Annotated in this window: 22 protein-coding genes; 9 read left to right on the forward strand and 13 right to left on the reverse strand. The window is 45.6% G+C overall.

Features of this window, described 5'->3' with window-relative positions:
- The first annotated feature begins 51 nt into the window (after window positions 1–51).
- From BAZ21_RS13845 to ppk1, 3 genes are all read left to right on the forward strand, one after another.
- Entirely contained in the window at window positions 52–267 is a 216-nt protein-coding gene (locus BAZ21_RS13845) for a hypothetical protein (RefSeq protein WP_068501513.1), read from the forward strand.
- A gap of 87 nt (window positions 268–354) precedes the next feature.
- Window positions 355–747, forward strand: a complete 393-nt coding sequence (locus tag BAZ21_RS13850) for a hypothetical protein (protein ID WP_068501516.1) — start codon at window positions 355–357, stop codon at window positions 745–747.
- A gap of 187 nt (window positions 748–934) precedes the next feature.
- Window positions 935–3073: a polyphosphate kinase 1 gene (gene ppk1 / locus BAZ21_RS13855; RefSeq protein ID WP_084011641.1), complete on the forward strand. Its 2139-nt coding sequence runs from the start codon at window positions 935–937 to the stop codon at window positions 3071–3073.
- Here ppk1 and ytfJ read toward each other — a convergent pair.
- The 4 genes from ytfJ to BAZ21_RS13875 form a co-directional block, all read right to left on the reverse strand.
- Entirely contained in the window at window positions 3067–3471 is a 405-nt protein-coding gene (gene ytfJ / locus BAZ21_RS13860; protein ID WP_068501522.1) for a GerW family sporulation protein, read from the reverse strand. The two genes, ppk1 and ytfJ, sit on opposite strands and share 7 nt — an antisense overlap.
- 75 nt (window positions 3472–3546) lie before the next feature.
- A complete protein-coding gene (locus BAZ21_RS13865; protein WP_068501525.1) occupies window positions 3547–4326 on the reverse strand; it encodes an ABC transporter ATP-binding protein in 780 nt (259 codons plus the stop codon).
- A 233-nt stretch (window positions 4327–4559) separates the two neighbouring features.
- Window positions 4560–5267 (reverse strand): DUF421 domain-containing protein, encoded by a 708-nt coding sequence (locus BAZ21_RS13870; protein WP_068501527.1) that lies wholly within the window; start codon window positions 5265–5267, stop codon window positions 4560–4562.
- 188 nt (window positions 5268–5455) lie between these two features.
- Window positions 5456–6289, reverse strand: a complete 834-nt coding sequence (locus BAZ21_RS13875) for a YheC/YheD family protein (RefSeq protein WP_068501530.1) — start codon at window positions 6287–6289, stop codon at window positions 5456–5458.
- A gap of 208 nt (window positions 6290–6497) precedes the next feature.
- Here BAZ21_RS13875 and BAZ21_RS13880 point away from each other — a divergent pair, with 208 nt between their 5' ends.
- Window positions 6498–7358, forward strand: a complete 861-nt coding sequence (locus BAZ21_RS13880; RefSeq protein ID WP_068501533.1) for a DUF6492 family protein — start codon at window positions 6498–6500, stop codon at window positions 7356–7358.
- A gap of 45 nt (window positions 7359–7403) precedes the next feature.
- On the forward strand, window positions 7404–8747 hold the full coding sequence (locus BAZ21_RS13885; RefSeq protein ID WP_068501536.1) for a sugar phosphate nucleotidyltransferase: 1344 nt from the start codon (window positions 7404–7406) through the stop codon (window positions 8745–8747).
- A gap of 123 nt (window positions 8748–8870) precedes the next feature.
- Here the strand turns inward: BAZ21_RS13885 and BAZ21_RS13890 are convergent, their stop codons facing one another.
- Together BAZ21_RS13890 and BAZ21_RS13895 are read right to left on the reverse strand one after the other, a co-directional pair.
- Complete coding sequence (locus tag BAZ21_RS13890) at window positions 8871–9611, reverse strand: succinylglutamate desuccinylase/aspartoacylase family protein (protein WP_068501539.1); 741 nt, start codon at window positions 9609–9611, stop codon at window positions 8871–8873.
- Between the two features lie 21 nt (window positions 9612–9632).
- Window positions 9633–10658 carry a glycosyltransferase gene (locus BAZ21_RS13895; protein ID WP_068501542.1) on the reverse strand — a complete coding sequence of 342 codons (1026 nt, stop codon included), beginning with the start codon at window positions 10656–10658 and terminating at the stop codon, window positions 9633–9635.
- A gap of 362 nt (window positions 10659–11020) precedes the next feature.
- On the opposite strand from BAZ21_RS13895, the gene BAZ21_RS13900 reads away from it, so the two are divergent.
- The gene (locus tag BAZ21_RS13900; protein WP_068501545.1) at window positions 11021–11494 is read left to right on the forward strand and encodes a C40 family peptidase; all 474 of its coding nucleotides are present in this window, start codon (window positions 11021–11023) and stop codon (window positions 11492–11494) included.
- 80 nt (window positions 11495–11574) lie between these two features.
- On the opposite strand, the gene BAZ21_RS13905 is transcribed toward BAZ21_RS13900, so the two are convergent.
- Together BAZ21_RS13905 and BAZ21_RS13910 are read right to left on the reverse strand one after the other, a co-directional pair.
- Window positions 11575–12951 carry a sensor histidine kinase gene (locus tag BAZ21_RS13905; protein WP_068501548.1) on the reverse strand — a complete coding sequence of 459 codons (1377 nt, stop codon included), beginning with the start codon at window positions 12949–12951 and terminating at the stop codon, window positions 11575–11577.
- A complete protein-coding gene (locus BAZ21_RS13910; protein ID WP_084011643.1) occupies window positions 12948–13658 on the reverse strand; it encodes a response regulator transcription factor in 711 nt (236 codons plus the stop codon). Before BAZ21_RS13910 ends, BAZ21_RS13905 begins: the two co-directional genes overlap by 4 nt.
- A 144-nt stretch (window positions 13659–13802) precedes the next feature.
- Here BAZ21_RS13910 and BAZ21_RS13915 point away from each other — a divergent pair, with 144 nt between their 5' ends.
- The gene (locus BAZ21_RS13915) at window positions 13803–14453 is read left to right on the forward strand and encodes an undecaprenyl-diphosphatase (protein WP_068501553.1); all 651 of its coding nucleotides are present in this window, start codon (window positions 13803–13805) and stop codon (window positions 14451–14453) included.
- A gap of 10 nt (window positions 14454–14463) precedes the next feature.
- On the opposite strand, the gene BAZ21_RS13920 is transcribed toward BAZ21_RS13915, so the two are convergent.
- The 4 genes from BAZ21_RS13920 to BAZ21_RS13935 form a co-directional block, all read right to left on the reverse strand.
- On the reverse strand, window positions 14464–15135 hold the full coding sequence (locus tag BAZ21_RS13920; RefSeq protein WP_068501556.1) for a phosphatase PAP2 family protein: 672 nt from the start codon (window positions 15133–15135) through the stop codon (window positions 14464–14466).
- Between the two features lie 77 nt (window positions 15136–15212).
- Window positions 15213–15989: a GNAT family N-acetyltransferase gene (locus BAZ21_RS13925; protein ID WP_068501559.1), complete on the reverse strand. Its 777-nt coding sequence runs from the start codon at window positions 15987–15989 to the stop codon at window positions 15213–15215.
- 191 nt (window positions 15990–16180) lie between these two features.
- Entirely contained in the window at window positions 16181–17008 is an 828-nt protein-coding gene (gene yidC, locus BAZ21_RS13930; RefSeq protein WP_068501562.1) for a membrane protein insertase YidC, read from the reverse strand.
- The gene (locus BAZ21_RS13935; RefSeq protein WP_068501565.1) at window positions 16974–17294 is read right to left on the reverse strand and encodes a hypothetical protein; all 321 of its coding nucleotides are present in this window, start codon (window positions 17292–17294) and stop codon (window positions 16974–16976) included. The genes yidC and BAZ21_RS13935 overlap by 35 nt, the downstream gene beginning before the upstream one ends.
- A 144-nt stretch (window positions 17295–17438) precedes the next feature.
- Between BAZ21_RS13935 and BAZ21_RS29655 the strand changes: the two genes are divergently transcribed.
- Entirely contained in the window at window positions 17439–17630 is a 192-nt protein-coding gene (locus BAZ21_RS29655; protein WP_068501567.1) for a hypothetical protein, read from the forward strand.
- Window positions 17627–17884, forward strand: a complete 258-nt coding sequence (locus tag BAZ21_RS29660) for a hypothetical protein (RefSeq protein WP_068501570.1) — start codon at window positions 17627–17629, stop codon at window positions 17882–17884. Before BAZ21_RS29655 ends, BAZ21_RS29660 begins: the two co-directional genes overlap by 4 nt.
- A 43-nt stretch (window positions 17885–17927) precedes the next feature.
- On the opposite strand, the gene nadA is transcribed toward BAZ21_RS29660, so the two are convergent.
- Complete coding sequence (gene nadA, locus BAZ21_RS13950; RefSeq protein WP_068501572.1) at window positions 17928–19034, reverse strand: quinolinate synthase NadA; 1107 nt, start codon at window positions 19032–19034, stop codon at window positions 17928–17930.
- Window positions 19035–19176 lie beyond the last annotated feature (142 nt).

The following is a 19176-nucleotide window of genomic DNA, read 5'->3' on the forward strand; positions in this document are numbered from 1 at the left end:
TTTCATATAATGGAATTATTTTATTAACAACTTTTTTAAGGAGAGGGTATTGTGGTCAAATCACCGCTTGGTATTATTTTCGCTGCTGCGGCCATCGCACTTGCTGTGTCCCCCGAAGCCCGAAAAGCCGCACGCAAACTTGCCGTTAAAGGAGCAGTGATTGTGCTTGAGCTCGCGGATCAAGTCAAAGACAGTACTAGAGAGCTACAGTCCACAGAAGCAGTAAAAAATGAAGAAAAAAATACAGAACAGCTTTTGCTTCCGTAACAATTGGCAAATGTAAAATAATTAAAAAAATGCATAATGGGGAACTACTATCGTGGAGTAAAAAAATCAAACAAAGGAGAGATCAGAATGCTTCAAGGCGGCTCATTATGGGGAGGTCTTATCTCCGGAGGTATGACCCAATTGCAGAATACCATTAGCTTGACGAAAGGAGAAATGGATAGCAAAGATTATATGGTTCATACGTCGGGGAATGTGACAGGAGCACTCGGCGTCATGGCCGGTATTGAGTATGGGGCTATCCTCGGAACTTCGTTGCTGCCAGGAGTAGGGACAGTCCTTGGGTCCGTTGTTGGTGGGTTGTTAGGGAACAGTGTGGGCCAAACAGTCGGAATGCAAGCAGGCAGTGTGCTTCTTAACAACCGTTTGGTCAGCAACATGACACAGTACGCATCGAAAGTAACCGAGTCAATAACGGGCCCGGTCGCGGATGAAATGCAGACGACAACATCTCACGAATAAAATATCCATACAACTCGCTAACTTCGTTTAGCGAGTTTCCCCTATTTTAAAAACGAGAGGAACCTGACAACCATGACTAAAAACGAACATGAGAATTTTCCGGACACGATTACGATTCGCCTCAGCGCCACATGGCAATTGTTCCAAAAAATACGGTATTTATTATTTAGAAAAAAAGAATAAGCAGATGGAGGCGTGGGCTGTGAACTATATTAATCGTGAAATAAGCTGGCTTCAATTTAACAGACGTGTTCTTGAGGAAGCGCAAGACGAAAGTACTCCTCTGTTGGAGCGAACAAAGTTCTTATCGATTGTTTCCACCAATCTGGATGAGTTTGTCAGCGTCAGGGTCGCGGGACTTATGGATAAAATTAGAGCGGGCAATCAAGAGGTCGATTTCACGGGCTTTACTCCGCAACAGTTACAAGATAAAGTAATCGTCATGATTGAGCAATTAGTAGCAGATCAGTATGCAACCCATGCGCGGATTCTTCAACTGTTAAAGGAAGAAGGCCTTGTTTTTACTGATTTTGGTAAGCTTAATCCTGCGCAGAAGAAAGAAATGGAAACCTATTATCTTGAAAAGGTATTTCCCGTGCTAACTCCTCTAGCTATCGATAAAAGCCGCCCTTTTCCTCTGATTCGTTCGAAAAGTGTATATTTAGCCGTCGGTTTAAAGCCGCCTTCCGATGCATCAGGCAAGGAGGTTTATATTGCCTTGGTTGAAATTCCGTCCAATTTGCCTCGCTATATTAAAGTTCCGTCTCTATCGGATCATGATCATTGGCAGTTTATTTTGCTCGAGGATTTGATTAAGCAGCATATACACACTTTGTTTACCACGTATACGCCTGTAACTTACCATGCATTCCGTTTAACTAGAAATGCAGACCTTGATTTAAACGAGGAAGAAGCCGAAGATATCCTTGATGAAGTGGAAAAAGTATTGCGCGCAAGAAAATGGGGTACTCCGGTTCGTTTGGAAATAGAACAGGGATTTGATCCATTTGCACTGGAATTGCTAGAAAAAGAACTCGAAATAGAAAGCCGGTTTTTAATTACGAATGATGGACCTATTGACTTGAGCTACTTTATGTCATTTGCCAATTCGGTCGAGGGTTATGAGCACCTCAGGCATTCGAGATTTGATCCTCTTTGTCCGCGGGAGTTTATGGAGACGGACGATTTTTTTTCAGTGCTGCGAAAAAGAGATGTTCTCTTATTTCATCCGTATGAATCGTTTGACGTGGTTAACGATTTTGTCGAACATGCTGCGGCCGATCCATCCGTTATGGCTATCAAAATGACCTTGTATCGTGTAAACGGCAATTCACGGATTATCAGATCTTTGAATCAAGCTGCCGAAGCAGGAAAGCAGGTCACTGTAGTCGTCGAATTGAAAGCACGGTTCGATGAAGCCCGAAATATCGAATGGGCAAAAGAATTGGAAAAAGCAGGGTGCCATGTCGTCTATGGCCTGTCCGGCTTGAAAATTCATGCCAAAATGATTTTGGTTGTACGTAAGGAAGCGGATTCTCTTAGACGTTACATTCATGTCGCCACCGGAAATTACAATGAAGTGTCGGCGCAAATATTTACAGATATCGGACTGTTCTCTTCCTATCCGGAGATCGGCGAAGATGTCTCCAATTTATTCAACAAGATTACGGGATTTTCTGCCCCGAGTCAGTGGCATTACCTCAGCGTAGCTCCGGCGCATTTGAAACAACGGTTGTTGGGATGTATTCAGCGCGAAGTGGAAAATGCCTTGAGCGGTAAACCTGCAAGGATTATAGCCAAAATGAATTCGCTATCGAATAAACAGTTGGTCGACGAACTATATGCTGCATCCCAGGCAGGCGTCCGAATTGATCTGATCGTTCGTGGCATCTGCTGCTTGCGTCCAGGAATTCCTGGACTGAGCGACAATATTACCGTTCGCAGCATTGTCGGCCGATTTTTGGAACATTCCCGAATTTTTTATTTTGAAAATGCTGGCACGCCCCAATTGTGGCTATCCAGTGCGGACTGGATGACCAGAAATATGGACAAGCGGATTGAATTAATGTGTCCGCTATTGAATGAAGAACATCAATCTGTCGTCATCCAATATTTATACCTGTTGCTAAAAGATAATATGAAAGCCAGGGAGCTGCTTCCCGATGGACGATATGTCATGGCAGACAATGAACAGCCCCCCTGCTGTAGCCAGATAGAGGCCAAAAATCTTATAGTAAAGAAAAACAATTCTTTGCCTATTCAAAACGACTGCATAACCCCGTTAACAGCCTCTGCATATACAAACGGGCCAGACCTGATTCACTGACTATTATCATCTCCTGTTTGGTATTGCTTAATAAGATTGTGCAATTTATCCAAAAGATGTGGCGCCATATCCAAAATCTTGTCATATACAGTAGGAGAATTATCCAGGTAGATCGTTTGAACGCCCATTTTGCCGATAATTAAAATTGCGAGAGGTGTTACGGACACACCTCCACCCATACCTCCGCCAAATGACGGCATTACCCATGCGGGTTCCTGATTGTGCCTGTCCAAATCGCTTCCACCTGCCGCAAAGCCATAGCTCACTTTACAAACCGGTATGATCATGGTTCCGTCAGACAAGGCAACCGGTTCTCCAATGGCCGTATTGACGTTCACCATGTCCTTTAAGTGATCTTTCGCCGTTTGTACAAAAGATTGTAATGGATGTTCAGACATTCCAATCACCTCTCCACAATGGTTCTATTATGTCATTGTAGTCAGGATTGGAAAAGAATAAACCGCATTGACTCTCTACACCATAGAGAGCCATGCACGTTCCTGTCTCCAATCTACTTGCACAGGTGTTTCAAAAAAAGCACTAAGCGTTTCGCTGCTCAGAATATCTGTCGTTTTACCTTTGGCAAAAACAGTGCCCCTGCGGATCAAAATCGTATGCGTGTACATCGGTAAAATTTCTTCGATATGATGTGTAACATACAATAAATTCGGCGAACCTGGCGATTCGGACAGCTGATGAATACTGGTTAGCAACGACTCCCGGGAAAAGAAATCCAGACCGTTACAAGCCTCGTCCAAAATCAGCAGCTTGGGCGAGGCCATTAGCGCGCGGGCAATAAGCACTTTTTGCTTTTCACCCTGTGAGCACCCTTGATACAAACGGTCCACAAGGTGAGCACAGCCCAGTTGGGTCATGAGGTGTACGGCCTGCTCATAATCCGTATCTGTTGTTTGGTCATACAGTCCAATAGAGGCAAATTTCCCGCTAATGACAACATCCTGCGTGCGCTGACTGCCATTGATTCTTTCCTGTAAAGAAGAGCTGACCCAGCCGATAGATTTGCGTAGCTCCCTCAGATCCACGTCCCCGAACGTATGCCCCAGCACCCCGACACTACCTGTAGTTGGCCATATGTAACCATTGATCATATTCAGCATCGTTGTTTTACCCGATCCATTCAATCCAAGTACAGCCCAGTGCTCTCCCTCGGCTACCTGCCAGTTGATCTGATCCAGTATGGTGCGATTGTCTCTTTTCCAGCTTACATTGTTAAGTTCAATGACACGGTTCATCGTTGTTCCCCCCTTATATTGATCATATCATCTGATGTTTATAAGCATAATAAAACCATTATTTTTACTACGTTAATCTTCACTTTCGTATAAGAATAGCACAGGGTTGCAGGTTGTTCAACAGAAACGAAGCCATGGCTAATAACCCGCTTTCTGCTGCCCATCCACATGGGAGTAAAAAGCGGGCTGTTCCGTGAGGTTATGATTCCACATTTCCAGCTTCAAACATATGCTTATTCTTTATCAATCGGTTGCTCAATTTGATCCTTATACTCATCAAAATATATATTTCCATTAGAACTGATTACAGCATAATTGACATTTTCAATAGAGAGTCCCTTCTTTTTGATCTGTGAATGCAGCCACTCATTTGTTATGTTATTCTGTTGTAAATTCGCGTCAATGATGTCTCCGTCCATAATCAATTCAATGGGAAAAATCTGCTCAGATTGATTTTTCAAATGTAAATCCTTTCTGGTTACAGGCTGACTCTCCGGCTTTGGCAATACGGAAATGCTTCCATTCAGTTCAAGTACGGCATACTGAACATCTTGAATATTAAAAATATTCTTTCCCCTTAGCTCCTGATTCAGAGTATCCAGTGTAATCTTAAGTTTTCTCATATTGCTTTCCATAATTTTTCCTTCCTGAATTAAAACGGTTGGTTTTCCCGAAAACCAACTTCGCAGTTTCCGGTTCTTCATGGAAAAAAACATCAGCAAGTAAGCAATCCCAGTAAATGTAAGTAAGGATGTTAATAAAATCTTTATACTTATTGTGTTATTAAAGGCAAGATTCGCAGTAATGGCCCCCAATGTAATGACAGCTACAAAATCATGGTAGGTCATTTGTGCAATAGTCGATTTGCCCAATATACGTGCTATAAGCATCATTAGGGTAAATGCAGATATTGACCTTAACATCGTTTCCAATAATTCCATATACCAAGACCTCAGTTCTGATTGTTTCCATGTAGTTTTTCCAACTTCACTTTTTTTCATTACATTGCACTGCGAGAAGCGGGGTTTGCCGGTCAGTCTAATAGGACAAATAAAAAGGATGAATCTATAAAGCATTCATCCTTTGATTTCTTCAGTTCAGAGCTCCCGTCACTAAAGCGAATCCTGGCTCATGAACTTTTTGCTTTTTTAGAGACTTTAACTTTTTCTTTAACTTTATCCTTGTCTTTATCCTGAACTGTCATTTTCCTTTTTTCTTTGGCCAGCCGCCAATACCTTAGTACTTTGCGGTACATCGATTTATCCTTTAGCTGATTAAAAATATATGGATCAGGCTTCGTATTTACCTCAAGAATCCATGGGGTAAAGCTCCGGTCCAATCCGATATCCAATCCAATTTGCCGGAAATTAGGATATGTTTTTTGCAGTTGTGCAGCTATGGTAAGGCCCAGTGAATTCAATTTCTTGATCAGTTCGACCTGCTTGCTTGGGGATAAATGGGATTTCAGCAACTCCTCCAATGCCATCGGCTTGCCGCCGCTATGATAATTGGTTACGATTTTACGAGGATGACCAAGTCGGCCAATAATTCCGGTCGCCTCCCATGTCCCTTTGGCATTGCGCTGCACCATGACCCGGATATCAAAATAACGCTTTTGGTGACGCAGCAAATGAATTCCCTTTTGAATGAGATAGCTTTGGTTCCCCGTTTGCTTCGACATGCTCTTATACAGTGCCTCTACATTTTTGAACTCCCAGCGCTTTTCCCCGTATTGATAGGCAAAAGGCTGACTTCCATCCTGCTCTACTTTCATTACGCCTTTACCGAATGTACCTCCATCGGGTTTTACATAGACCATCTTGTACTTCTCCAGCATGGACGTCAAACTGACTTTGTTATATTTTCGGGTCTCCGGTATTATAGGCCTGATCCCCTGATGACGGAGCAGCAATTGGGTTTTACGCCACTTGCTGCGTATAGCCTGTGCTCGTGAAGTTTTCATTTCCCCTTCTCCTCTCTCTTTCAAGGTAGAACGCTCCTGTTAAAAAGATCAATCCATCATATGCGCCAACTCCCGATCCGAAAGCTACATTCGCCCTGTCTTTGCTTAGAAATATTCAATTGACCTTGCCCGGTCGAAATCGCCTGTCCAGGCATACGATAATGTAAGATACGGGCACGTACATTCCATGTATAGGGAGTGAATAACTTTGTCAGCGCAATCGGATGGGTCACAGAAGGGTTCTCTTACAATGGATGTTTTGATTCCTGCAATTGATAAAGATATGGGCACATTGCCGCTGGTGATTGACAGTCTGCGCCGTTACGTGCAACACCGAATTGGGACGATTTATATCGTTTCACCGAAAAGCGATCGCATTCGTCGACTATGTGCAAGCAAGAACTGTACATTTGTAGATGAAAAGACGGTGCTGCCTATCACTAAAAAACACATTCGTTACGGTACAGCGCGCTGGGACCGCTCTGGCTGGCTGTATCAGCAATTGCTCAAAATGAACGGTGATAAAATTAGCAAAGCGCCTTTCTTTCTCGTCATTGATGCGGATACGATTTTGATTCGTCCCCATGTGTTTCGAAAGGATGGCAAAACGATATTTTATTATCGGAGTTGGAGCCAGCCCGAGTATTTCCGCACCTACCGCAAGCTGATGGGCGTGAAAGCTCCCTCACCCAAATCCTTTGTTACTCACTATATGCTGTTTGAGAAAGCGCAGCTTACCCGGCTTAAGCAGGTCATAGAAACCCGTCATGGAAAACCCTGGTACAATGCGATTATCCAAAGCATAAACCGGAAAAAGCAGTTCGGTTTCTCCGAATATGAGACATATGCCAACTATCTGTACAGCAAGCAGCCCGCTCGGATGATTTTACGCAAGTCCCTTAATAAAGCGCTTCATAGCCGGGCTTCATCCCTGTCGCAAAAACAATTGGATAGCTTGGCTAAAAACCATCGCTCTTTATCCTTCCATCAACGCAAGGTGTATCAGCGAGCTCCAATATCCAAGCTCAAATCATTGGTGAAATCGTTTAAAATCAAAAAAATTCCGTAAAATGATACGCTCCGGCATGGAGCTGTATCGAAGGAGGAAGCGTCTGTGCAACTCGTATTATTATGCGGTGGGGCTGGAAAAAGGCTGTGGCCATTGTCCAACGATATCCGCTCGAAGTTGTTTCTCCGACTGTTGCCTGCCCTTGACGGGCAAATGGAATCCATGCTCAGTCGGGTGTATCGACAGCTTACTGCAGCCGGGCTGGATTCCTCTGCCCTGCTGCTGGCTCATCAAAGCCAGGTAAATTTAGCCTTGCGCCATACGGAAGGTCGTCTGCCCGTTCTCGGCGAGCCTGCCAAACGGGGAACCTTCACCGCTGCTGCGTTCGCAGCTGCTTATTTCCACGCCAGAGGCGTGGGATTGGACGAAATTGTTTGTATCGCTCCTGCGGATATGTTTGCAGGCGAGGATTTTTTTCATAGTGTAGCGGCACTTTCCGATCTGTTGCTTGATAGTGGAGCCGATCTGGCCATGCTTGGGACAAGGCCTACACATCCCTCCGACCAATACGGCTATATCGTTCCAGGGCAGCAAACAGGAAGGAGTGGGAAATCCTCCTATGCGTCAGTTGCCCGCTTCACAGAAAAGCCGGATCGCATTGGGGCGCAACAACTTATAAGCCAAGGTGCACTCTGGAACTGTGGCATTTACGCCTTTAAGCTACGGTATATGTTGGCCTGCATGGAGCGTAGTGATTTGCCCCTGAACGATAAGGCATTATGCTCGATGTATGACGGACTCCCTGTTCGCAGCTTCGATGAGGAGATTGCGGAGCGTGCCGAACGCGCCGTCGTCCTGCCCTACGAGGGTGAATGGCGCGACATCGGCAGTTGGCAGACATTAACCGAACAGCTTGGCAGCCGAGTGATCGGGCGCGGACAGATCAGCGGTCCCGCTCATGACACTCATATTGTCAATGAGCTGCCCTTTCCACTCCATGTCATTGGCGTGGAGGGTATTATTGCTGCTGCCAGCCCCGATGGCATCCTCATTGCCGCCAAAAGTCATGCCCACGCGATCAAGGAGAAGCTGGGGACACTTAAGCTGCGTCCCATGCATGGTGAAACCTCCTGGGGCAACTACCAGGTACTAGACGAATTTGATCATCGGAGTTTGAACGATATTCTTGCCATACGTTTAACGGTACTCCCGGATCATCGCTTAAACGGCCATTATCATGGCAGTGGACTGAAAGTGTGGACGATCGTTTCTGGTCGAGGGGAGGTCATGCTGAACGGAGAACGCTTTACGGCGGTAAGCGGTTCAGTCTTTCGTATTCCGGTCGATACGCATCACACGATCCGTGCCGATCAGGATAAGCCATTGGAGCTGATTGAGGTTCGTCTGGGAGAAAGCCTGGTGAACTCCTTCTATAAACCCGAAGCCTGACACGAAGAGATGTCACATAAGCCCCAAAAATCAATTTGTGCACGAGAATCACAAATAAAAATCGCTCTTGAGTATGGGAGAGGAAAGTCCATTGCTCTAGAAGCGATTTTTATTTTTGTATTGTTACATTGTCACATTGTCATAGATAGCAGTTCTAACCTTGGTAGATAAATAGACCTCGCTGGCTTTGATCAACCCGGCTTCTCTCAAGAGATGCTGCACAATTTCCAGCTGATACCTTATACGTACCTGCTTGGGCAGACTCCAGCCTGTTTCAACGGTGACTGCGCGTGCGCCTAAAATGCGAGCTGCCGCGGTGCGGGAGGAGCCTGGCAGCTCATGTAACCGAATGTTAAAATGCCAGTCTTTGCTTTTGATGGAATGGTTCATTCGCTTTATAGTTCGACGCACCGCAGGAACTACCGGATTCCCCTTATCGGAAATTAGCGTTTGACCAAGCACCTTGGCATCCTTTTGTGATAATCCGTTGGCTTCATGCAGATCGAGATACCACTCGGGTTGATGCTTTTGTGTTAATTGGAATACCGCAGCGGAAAGTGGATTGGATGCCGCCTGCTTTTTTTTGCGTGGAAAGGTTCGATTGAGATCGGGTACGCCCCTGATTCGTTTGCGATAAGCAACTTGATTCACAATAGGCACAATAATAAGCTTGCCTTGGCTGATTTGCAGCTTCTGCTGATTTAACAGCTTTACCAGCTTTTCAGCCGCGCGAATGCTTGCGATTTCATTGCCGTGTATGCCCGCGACTACCATCACATGCGGACCTTCCTGCTCCCCTGTGGCTATATAATAAGGAGTGGCCCAGGAATTACCCTTTCCAAGCATAAGCTTTTTTACCTTCATTCCCTTCACCTCCGTTTAGGCTCAGGCTTTTGATGTCCTTTTCTCCCCTCCTTGGCCGCGGATAATTTGACGGTAAAGTTTCAAGTATTTATCGGTCATCTTTTTGTTGGTAAATCTTTGGGTGACATACTGGCGCAGCTGAGCGGGTGAGGGGTAATTTTTTTGCTGCACCTTTCGCTCCATTTGGCCAACTGATTTGCAAATCAGCTGTGGAAAGCCTGATAGCACCTCGGGAACGGAGCCGTGTTTTAAAGCTAGTACAGGTGTTCCACAAGCCATCGCCTCTACCATCACAAGTCCAAAAGGCTCTTCCCACAGTGTCGGAAACAGCAGGCATTCTGCATGCTTCAACAATTTCTGCTTCTGTTCCCCTCCGACCGCCCCTACATAGCTGATTTTGGGATTGTGCTGAATTCGCTTTTGAATCTCTTGGCGAAAAAAGACAGGGGCTTTGATAGGACCGGCAATAAGCAGTCTTTTTCCTGTTCGTTCTGCAACCTGAATGGCTTGCAATACACCTTTATTTCGTATAATTCTACCCATGAACAGTAGATAGCCATGCTTCTCGCTGCTGAACTCGTATTCATGTGTGTTGATACCGTTATAGACATAAGATCCTTGCCCACCGCCCATAAGCTGACGTGCCCGCTTACTGACAAACACCGGATTTTTACCGTGTCTCTTCACTGGAAGATGAACTGTGCATATCGACGGACAAGGCAGCTTTTTGCGCCCCAGAGCAGAGCGAAAGGTATGATCATGGATGATTTGTGTCCCGGGAGGCATGTGCTGAAGGACATATTGGTAGATCTGATCGTGCTTCAATCCCTTGGGATAGGTAATCAGTCGCGCACTGCTCCTGCTCCCACGGGCGGCAAACAAAGTTACATGATGTCCTCGTCTTACCAGTTCCTCCGTCAATTCATACACGACCTTTTCCGTTCCACCCTTGATGGAGGGTACCGGCTGTGCATTGGGAGAGTTGGAAATGACCTGAACAATGGCTAGACGTCGGCCTTCGGGCGTTTTAATCTGCTTTGAAGCCATAGGAATTCCCCTTCCTGACCGGAAATACGCTGTGATCTTTACAATATAAACGGGAACCTAGGCTTGTTCCCGTACAAGTTATTAACTCTAGTATATAGGTATGTATATTTTGCATGATTGCTTGTGCGAATCGTCTGCAAGTCGCTTTTTGTCATACGGACCCAGTGATAAGGGGGAAATGCACATTCTGTCAATCAAAATTTCAGGTGGAAATTCTCATCGTTTTCTAATAAATGAGGAAAAAGCGTTGGGGTAACAGGATTGTAACTATTAGTGGTAAATTCCGGATATTTTATTTGTGTTATTGTCATATCAGGACATCACGACAAGATACAAAATACGAAATAACGGAGGTATCTTATATGAAACACACTTCAAAAAAATTATGGATGGGCATTTGCTTTACGATGACTTTGGCATTCGGCGCAGGAAGCTTTGTAGTTGCACCTGACACCACTCATGCCGCTTCGGTAGATACAGCTGATCAGATCATTTCTACAGGATCCCAATTTATGGGTGTACCCTATCAGTTTGGATCACAGGCAGGCAACACTAGCTCTTTTGATTGCTCTTCATTTACTCAATATGTATTTGGACAAAATGGAATCAAGCTTCCGCGTTCATCGAGACAGCAATCGACTGTCGGCACGTTTGTACCACGTAGTCAGCTGCAAAAAGGCGATCTGGTCTTTTTCTATTCACCTGTTCACCATGTAGCCATTTATATGGGAGACGGCAAGATTTTACACACATTTGGTAAAGGCGGCGTAACGATCACGAACCTTAATTCCGGATGGTGGAATTCTCACTACACTACAGCACGTCGTGTCCTGTAGGACAGGCATAGATAAGATTCCATTCCTCTATGGCCACTTATAAGTATCAACACAAAGGGCTGTTCCGCGAGTAGATATGTCTACCGGAGGGACAGCCCTTCCTGTTGTCTTCGGGGCAACGTGACGGTCACCTGTGTTCCTTCCCCTTCCACGCTTTCCATTCGTATCGTCCCTTGATGGGCGTCTGTAATAGCCTTGGCAATGGGCAGCCCAAGCCCGGTTCCTCCGGTTTTACGATGTCTGGAGCTATCTACCCGATAAAATCGCTCAAAGACTCGCTTGACCTCGCCCTCTGGTATTCCGATTCCGTAGTCCTTGACCCGGATGTGCACATCCTTTTTATCTGTGGACAACAGAATTTCTATCGGATCTGAGCTGTACTTTAAAGCATTATCGAGCAAGATAAGCAGTAGCTGCTTGATTTTGGCAAGATTGGCATCAAGCCAGATTTCTTTTTCATCTGTAAGAATAGTCATTTGACGATCATGTACAAGTTTGAGATGTGCTACTACCTGTTGAGAACAACCGATCAGTTCCATTCGCTCATACGGCTCCGGGTCTTTCTGCTGTGAGGAAGCCAAAGTCAGTAATTGCTGCGTCATCGTTCGCATCCGCTGCGTTTCTTCATAGATGGATTCAATGGATTCCTTATGAATTTCCTCGTCTCGCGTGCCCCACCGTCGCAACATGTTAGCATAGCCCTCAATGATCATTAATGTCGTATTCAGCTCATGCGAAGCATCTGAGACGAATTGTTGCTGGCTTTGAAAGCTCTCCTCCAATCTGTCCATCATTCGATTAAAGGTTGCGGTCATTTGGGACAATTCATCCTGATTATGACTCCGAGCAGGGATTTTTTTGAATTTAAGACTTCTCTCAATTTCCTGCATCGTCTGGATACTGCTCGAAATCGGTAGCAATATGGCATTCGCTAAAATCGTGCTGCCTACCAGACTAAGCAACATAGCTCCTATAGTTTGAGTGACTAGAATCGTATCTAAAATATCGAGATTGTTTTCGAGTGCATCCCATTTTTCCACAATCTCCAGCGTCCCCTCCTGATTTCCCTCCGGAGAAAGCACTGGAAGATGAATGACCAGGATTTTATGGCCCTGTACATCTGTCAGCTGTGAACTTTGAGAAGGGTTAAAACGTATATCACCCAGCTTAAAGCGGGACTGACGACTTATTTCATACAGAAGGTGGGATTGCTGATCAAAAACCCTCAGGATCGTGTCTCCTGAAAGCTCATCTTTCAACTCGGGTCCCCATGCATTTTTTAAAATCATCTTGGAACCGGTTTCGGAAATGATTTCAGTCCACTTATTTTGCAGCACTTCTCTTTCATTGCGAGTGGCGATTTTGACAAACAACAGATGCACGGTCACATCTACAAACAGGAGAATGGTCATCACTAGAATCGAGCTGAGCAGGGTAATTTTGGTCCGCAGCTTCAATGGTCTTCCTCCCTGATGCAATACCCTACGCCACGCACGGTTTTAATCAGCTTTTTTTTATAGCCATGATCCACTTTTTTACGAACATATCGGATATACACATCGACTACATTCGTATCCCCCACAAAATCAAACCCCCATACGTCCTGAATCAATTGATCCCGCTGTAATACCTGATTTTTGTGTTCCATGAGGTAATGAAGCAGATCAAATTCTTTGGGCGTCAGTTCGATTCGCTTCCCTTCCCGCATCACAGAACGTGTCTTGGATTCCAGCACCAAGCTATCGACCTGAAGATACGGCGGTTTGTCCTCTTCTTGTGAAGAGGTAGCTTTCGACTCCAATTGATGCCTCATACTGGCCCGCATGCGCGCTAATAGCTCCTCGATTTCAAAAGGCTTCGTAATGTAATCATTCGCACCTCCATCCAGACCGGAGACTTTATCAGTAGTTGTGTTACGTGCAGTGACCATAATTACGGGTGTATGATTGTCCACTTTTCGAATCTGCTTCAGCACCTCAACCCCGTTGAGCTCCGGCAGCATCACATCCAAAATGATGATATCCCATGTGTGTGCCAAAGCTATTTCCAATCCTTCTTTGCCCGTCTGAGCGATTTCAACTGCATATCCTTCGTGGGATAATTCCAATTGGAGTAACCTGGATATCTTCTCTTCGTCATCAATGATCAGTACTGATTTTTTCACCACAAAACCACCTATTTTCTATAGAAAAACAAATGACTACTGGTAAAGACATGCATTTTTATCTGATTTTAAGCTTTAATTCGTTGGGATGCTCTATAATTTAATTTTGTAATTCATTTTTTGATATTAAGGAGTAATTTATTCATGTTAATTAATGTAGACTATGCTTTATTTCACTGGATCAATGAACTGGCTAATCACCTCTCTTTTTTAAATGGAATCATGCGTTTCCTGGCTCAATATGCACCCTATTTGTTTGGATTGGCTTTGCTGGTGTACTGGTTCTCCTTTAAAATGCCACATCGGATGTTGGTTATAGAAGCAGTTGTTACGGCTGTTGTTGGCTTTGCTATCAGTTGGGGTCTGGGGCATTTGTTTTACAGAGATCGGCCTTTCGTCGGTCATGATGTCATTCAGCTAATTCACCATGATGCCAACGCTTCATTTCCGAGTAATCATGCGCTTGGAGCCATTGCTTTGGCTACAGTTTTTTGGCTTCATCGTCAAAAATATCGCGTGCTTTGGGTTATCCTGGCTGTTCTCATTGCCGTATCCCGAGTCTGGACCGGTGTGCATTATCCTTCGGATATTTTGGCAGGTGCGGTCATTGGAGCAGGCTGCGCTGTCGGCATTCATACATTCATACGGAGTCGGAAGCTTCCTGGTATTTTCATACAGGCCGCTATTATTTTTTATGAACGTTGGGAGCAAAAACTGGGGCTCAAGCCTGCTGTACAGGCCAGAACTCATATTACCGCCCCCACTTCCTCTGCCCAAATGAAAAGCAGACGCTAAACGCGTCTGCTCAGGCTGTCGATTTAGAGCGAAGTGACGGCTTTCGCTCTTCATATCGCCGATAAAACCAAATACAGGCCGCCATCCAGCAGCCGCTCATAAAATAGCCGCCTAGAACATCGCTTGGATAATGCACGCCCAAATAAATGCGGCTTGTCCCGATCGCTATAATCAGCAGGCTGCTGAGCACGATCAGCAGGATACGGCCTAGTCTGAAAGGAACATGCTTCCACACTAAAAAGGTCAGCGCCGCATACATACTGAAAGCAGTCATGGAATGTCCGCTTGGAAAGCTGTATCCATTCGCTTCAATAATACGGTTAATTTCGGGACGCGCACGGTGAAAGAGCAACTTTAATACCGTATTCAGCAACACCGAACCCAGCACAGCAATTGCTAGAAACAGCAGCTCTCTACGGTGTCCCAATACTCTGTACAGCACCAGCATGACGATTAAAATAATAATCACAACCGGAATCCCGCTGCCGATTAGGGTGAAAAATTTCATGATATGAGTCATTGCTGGTGACTCCAGCTGTTGAATATCCGTAATGATCTTGTAGTCAAAATGCCGTATCTGATGGTCGCTGACCCATAATGCGATTAAAGTAAAACCGAGCGCACATACTATACCTGTGAGTAGGGCCAAGGAGATAGGCAGCTTGGTTGATGTTTGTTTCATGTCTTGTTGGTCCTCCGTGATGTTCGTTTTCGTGTTTTTACTTTACTCACATTTCTTTCATAATTTCACCCAAAGAATCAACTTTTATCGTAAAGCAAGCTCAGCTTTTTTGCAAAAGAACGCGGAGTCAGTCTGTGATATGAAATCAATTCACCTTTAAAGATTACATGGAATACACCATAAGGGGTCGGGGACAATTCCATCAGCTGTGAACGATTGTGTATATACATGATTTCGGGTTGTATGCCCACATTCTCTGCCGCTTCAATCACATTTTGCGTAGCAATCTCCAAATAGGGGCATTGATGAGTTCGCAAGATGGTCAAGCCTTCACTAAAGCGCTGTAGTCGCTGCGCCCAGTTATTTGGAAAATAAGGATCAGAATGATCTCTATTAAGCTTATAAACATACAGCTGAAAAGAATAAGGGGCATTCTCCACATGCTGAAACCCGTTCTTTAGAAAAATGTCGGGGCCTGGCGCCCACGATGTATCCGTGTTGGTGACCACAGCAACTCCCTTTTTACCCAATCTGACAGCGTCCTCAATACAACGCTGAATAAGTTGAGAGCCCAGCCCCAAGCCGGTTATCCCCATCCATAAGCAATGAATTACAAGATATCCATCCGCATGAACGGCTCTCCAGGCCTGTTCACCCCGTGCGTACTCTATAAATCCGGCTGGTTTGTTGTCTTTTCTTATCTGTATGTAAGTCAAACCTTGGGAAAATTCATTTTCTGTCCAATTCAGCTTGTGTACATAGCCCGCTGCCTTTTGCATACTTCTCATGCAATAGCAGCCGTCCTCCCTGATTTGATTTTCATACCATTCAATGGACGTGGCTGGATTTTTCATATCGCGCCTCCCAATTCTAAGAATGAACTTATTAAAATAGGATTTCATAATGACTGAAATAACGCAAGCGAATTGTACACAATCAGCACAAAAAAATGCCGTTCAAGCCTGATAATGGCTCGAACGGCATCCTGTTATTGCATATGTCATGCTGCAATACAATTCGATATTTAAACAAACGTCTTCTTCTTTTAGGTTGGTGTGACTTCTCCAAGCTTAGCCTCTGCTTCCTCGGTTGGATAACGTTTACGGAACCATAGCGACTGAAGCAGCAAAAAGGTGCCGCTTACTGTCCAGTATAATGGCATGGCCGCAGGAGCATTGAAGGAAAAAACCGCCATCATGATCGGTGAGAGATATCCCATAATGGCAAATTGCTTGCGCTGGTCAGCCGTCATTTGAGACTGAGAAAGCTTGGCCTGTGCCAAGTAAACGACTGCAACGATAATTGCCAAAATCCAGTCCGGCTGTCCGAGCCGAAACCATAGGAAGGAATGAGACGCCAGCTCCGGGGTTAACCGGATAGCAGTGTACATGCCGCTCAATATCGGGAGCTGAATGAGAATAGGCAAACAGCCGATATTGAGCGGATTGAATTGATGCTCTTTGTAAAGCGACATCATTTCCTGCTGCATACTCTGCTGGCTGGCAGCATCCTTCTTATTTTCGTACTTCTTCTTAATTCGGTCCAGGTCGGGCTGCATGGCGCTCATCTTGCGCTTCATTCCCTGCTGGGCACGTGTTTGACGCATCATTAGCGGCAGTAACGCCAGACGGACAATGAACGTCAGTATCATGATCGCCAGGCCAAAGCTTCCACCAAACCATTGCGCCAATTGCTGGATGAGCCAAGAAAGCGGGAACACCACATAATGATTAAAAAATCCGGGTGTCTGTGCATTTATCTCTCCAGTACTCGCACCGCAGCCAGACAGCAGCATGACCACCGCCAACGCTACCATGATTCCTAATATCCGTTCTCTTTTACCCCAAAAGGTGAATCCCTTGAAACGTTTCATATGTTCCTCCTCGTTGATTGGTTGTACCATCGTTCAACGAGAGGAAACAATCTGATGTGTCTTCATCCGGCGCTTCCTTGCGCCGGATATGGCGTGCCAGTCGGACAGGCATGTCCTGTCCACGGGCAGATATCGGCATCAGCGAAGAAGCATGCGACCGCACAGCCCCGCCTTCTACCCAGCATTCGGGTACATTGCCGTGCAAATGAGTGAGGTACGTATAGGTTACCGTACACAGCAAGCCGATTGTAAATAAATAGGGGAGCAGGTCCTGAAGCTCAAACAAGGGATTCACCTCCTTCGGTTGGTTGCTACGATTATAGCACGAAACCAGGCCAACGACTAATCTTTAAATAGAGATACACGTAGGTCCACAAGCAACTCATTTTAGTGTCTGAGCTCAACTGGAGGGGTATATGGTTCCGCTTTTTTGTACGGCAAAGATCTTTATGTCTTTCAGGGAGAGGCACTAGCTTCCTATGACTTCTGGAACTACAAACCAGACAGCAAACCTGCTCGCAAGTGGTCGCAAAATGGCTATGAACAGCTTGTCCCTTTATATTCCATTCATGAAGGCCGCATCTTCTACCAGGATTTTAGTAAAGGCGGACTGACGCCATGAAGCTGGCCTCAGGTCAGTTCATTCATTTCGGCGGTGATAATCCGATCATTCAAGCTGACGTATTTGGCAAAGGTGTATACGTCGGACAATCAGATGGCATATTTCACGGCTATGACCTGATGGCCTTGAATCCCGTGTTTACTGTCAACACAGGCTCACGCTCCTTCGGTCCTACGCTCAAATCCGGCGGGATGATATTTATTCAAAGCGGCAACCGTCTGCTTGCCGTCAAGCTCCCTGCATCTCTAAAATAAGTCCAAAGATTTCAAGAAGCAATCTCGCTGGCGCGGCACAAGCTTAACGAATAGCCAGCATGCGATTCAGCGCCAGTACAGCCTCCTGTCTGACCTGCTCATCCACACGAATCACACCAACAGGCTCTCCCTGATCAATTTGCTCCAACGCCCATAGCAGATGTGGGAGATCGATCCGATTCATGGTCAGGCAAGGGCACATATCGGGATTGAGCGATTCTATCTGCTGTTCAGGGTACTGCTGCTTGATCCGTTGCACGAGATTCATCTCTGTACCAACGGCCCATCGGGTCCCCGGCTCTGCCGCACGGATGGTATCGATGATGAATTTGGTGGAGCCGGCGCAATCTGCGAGCTGTACGACCTCATAAGAGCATTCGGGGTGAACGATGACCCGGATGTTCTTGTCACGCTCACGGACGCTGCGAATATGATCTACCGTAAATTTTTCATGAACAGAGCAATGCCCTTTCCATAAAATAATTTTCATCGTCGCCGGGTCCCGTTCAGTCTCCAACTGATCGGTCATCGGATTCCACACGGCCATTTCATCCAGCGGAATTCCAAGATCGTAGGCTGTATTGCGACCCAAATGCTGATCCGGTAAAAACAAAATACGTTCCTTTTGCTTCAGCGCCCATTCCAGCACCTGCTTGGCATTCGAAGAGGTTACGGTAGCCCCGCCATGCCGTCCTACAAAGGCTTTGATCTCCGCTGTGGAATTCACATAGGTTAACGGAATAATCGTGTCTCCAACAAGCTCCTGCAAATGCTTCCAAGCCCGTTCGGTTTGCTCCATATTCGCCATATCTGCCATCGAGCAGCCTGCACGCATATCCGGCAATACGACCGTTTGCCGATCGGCAGTCAGCATATCCGCCGTTTCCGCCATAAAATGAACTCCGCAAAACACAATAAATTCCGCTTCCTGATTTTGTGCCGCCATTTGCGCAAGCTGTAGAGAATCCCCTGTTATATCAGCAAACTGAATCACTTCATCCTTCTGATAGTGATGGCCCGGAATGAGCAGCTTTGGCCCCCATTTTTGTTTCAGCTCGGCGACGCGACGCTCCATGTCTGCAACGGTCAGTGTCTTATAGCTCTCCGGCATCAGCCCTCGATTTCCTTGTAAAACATCAAGTATAGACATTCCAATCCCTCCATTATCTCTGCGGCCGTCTGTCTCTGCTTTTATGAACAGACAGCCGATTGTGTTACATGCATATTTACAAGTGTCTTGACACTTATATTTACACATGCCTACAATAATCTCAAGGATTTTTGTGATGGAA

Source organism: Paenibacillus kribbensis, from assembly GCF_001705305.1.
GTDB classification, from domain to species: domain Bacteria; phylum Bacillota; class Bacilli; order Paenibacillales; family Paenibacillaceae; genus Paenibacillus; species Paenibacillus kribbensis_B.

What these genes read in the sequence shown, in the direction of transcription:
- BAZ21_RS13850 (WP_068501516.1), top strand. Translation starts at nt 355, where the DNA reads ATGCTTCAAGGCGGCTCATTATGGGGAGGTCTTATCTCCGGAGGTATG.
- ppk1 (WP_084011641.1), top strand. Translation starts at nt 935, where the DNA reads ATGGAGGCGTGGGCTGTGAACTATATTAATCGTGAAATAAGCTGGCTT.
- ytfJ (WP_068501522.1), bottom strand. Translation starts at nt 3,471, where the DNA reads ATGTCTGAACATCCATTACAATCTTTTGTACAAACGGCGAAAGATCAC.
- BAZ21_RS13865 (WP_068501525.1), bottom strand. Translation starts at nt 4,326, where the DNA reads ATGAACCGTGTCATTGAACTTAACAATGTAAGCTGGAAAAGAGACAAT.
- BAZ21_RS13870 (WP_068501527.1), bottom strand. Translation starts at nt 5,267, where the DNA reads ATGGAATTATTGGAAACGATGTTAAGGTCAATATCTGCATTTACCCTA.
- BAZ21_RS13875 (WP_068501530.1), bottom strand. Translation starts at nt 6,289, where the DNA reads ATGAAAACTTCACGAGCACAGGCTATACGCAGCAAGTGGCGTAAAACC.
- BAZ21_RS13890 (WP_068501539.1), bottom strand. Translation starts at nt 9,611, where the DNA reads ATGAAGGTAAAAAAGCTTATGCTTGGAAAGGGTAATTCCTGGGCCACT.
- BAZ21_RS13895 (WP_068501542.1), bottom strand. Translation starts at nt 10,658, where the DNA reads ATGGCTTCAAAGCAGATTAAAACGCCCGAAGGCCGACGTCTAGCCATT.
- BAZ21_RS13900 (WP_068501545.1), top strand. Translation starts at nt 11,021, where the DNA reads ATGAAACACACTTCAAAAAAATTATGGATGGGCATTTGCTTTACGATG.
- BAZ21_RS13915 (WP_068501553.1), top strand. Translation starts at nt 13,803, where the DNA reads ATGTTAATTAATGTAGACTATGCTTTATTTCACTGGATCAATGAACTG.
- BAZ21_RS13920 (WP_068501556.1), bottom strand. Translation starts at nt 15,135, where the DNA reads ATGAAACAAACATCAACCAAGCTGCCTATCTCCTTGGCCCTACTCACA.
- BAZ21_RS13925 (WP_068501559.1), bottom strand. Translation starts at nt 15,989, where the DNA reads ATGAAAAATCCAGCCACGTCCATTGAATGGTATGAAAATCAAATCAGG.
- yidC (WP_068501562.1), bottom strand. Translation starts at nt 17,008, where the DNA reads ATGAAACGTTTCAAGGGATTCACCTTTTGGGGTAAAAGAGAACGGATA.
- BAZ21_RS29660 (WP_068501570.1), top strand. Translation starts at nt 17,627, where the DNA reads ATGAAGCTGGCCTCAGGTCAGTTCATTCATTTCGGCGGTGATAATCCG.
- nadA (WP_068501572.1), bottom strand. Translation starts at nt 19,034, where the DNA reads ATGTCTATACTTGATGTTTTACAAGGAAATCGAGGGCTGATGCCGGAG.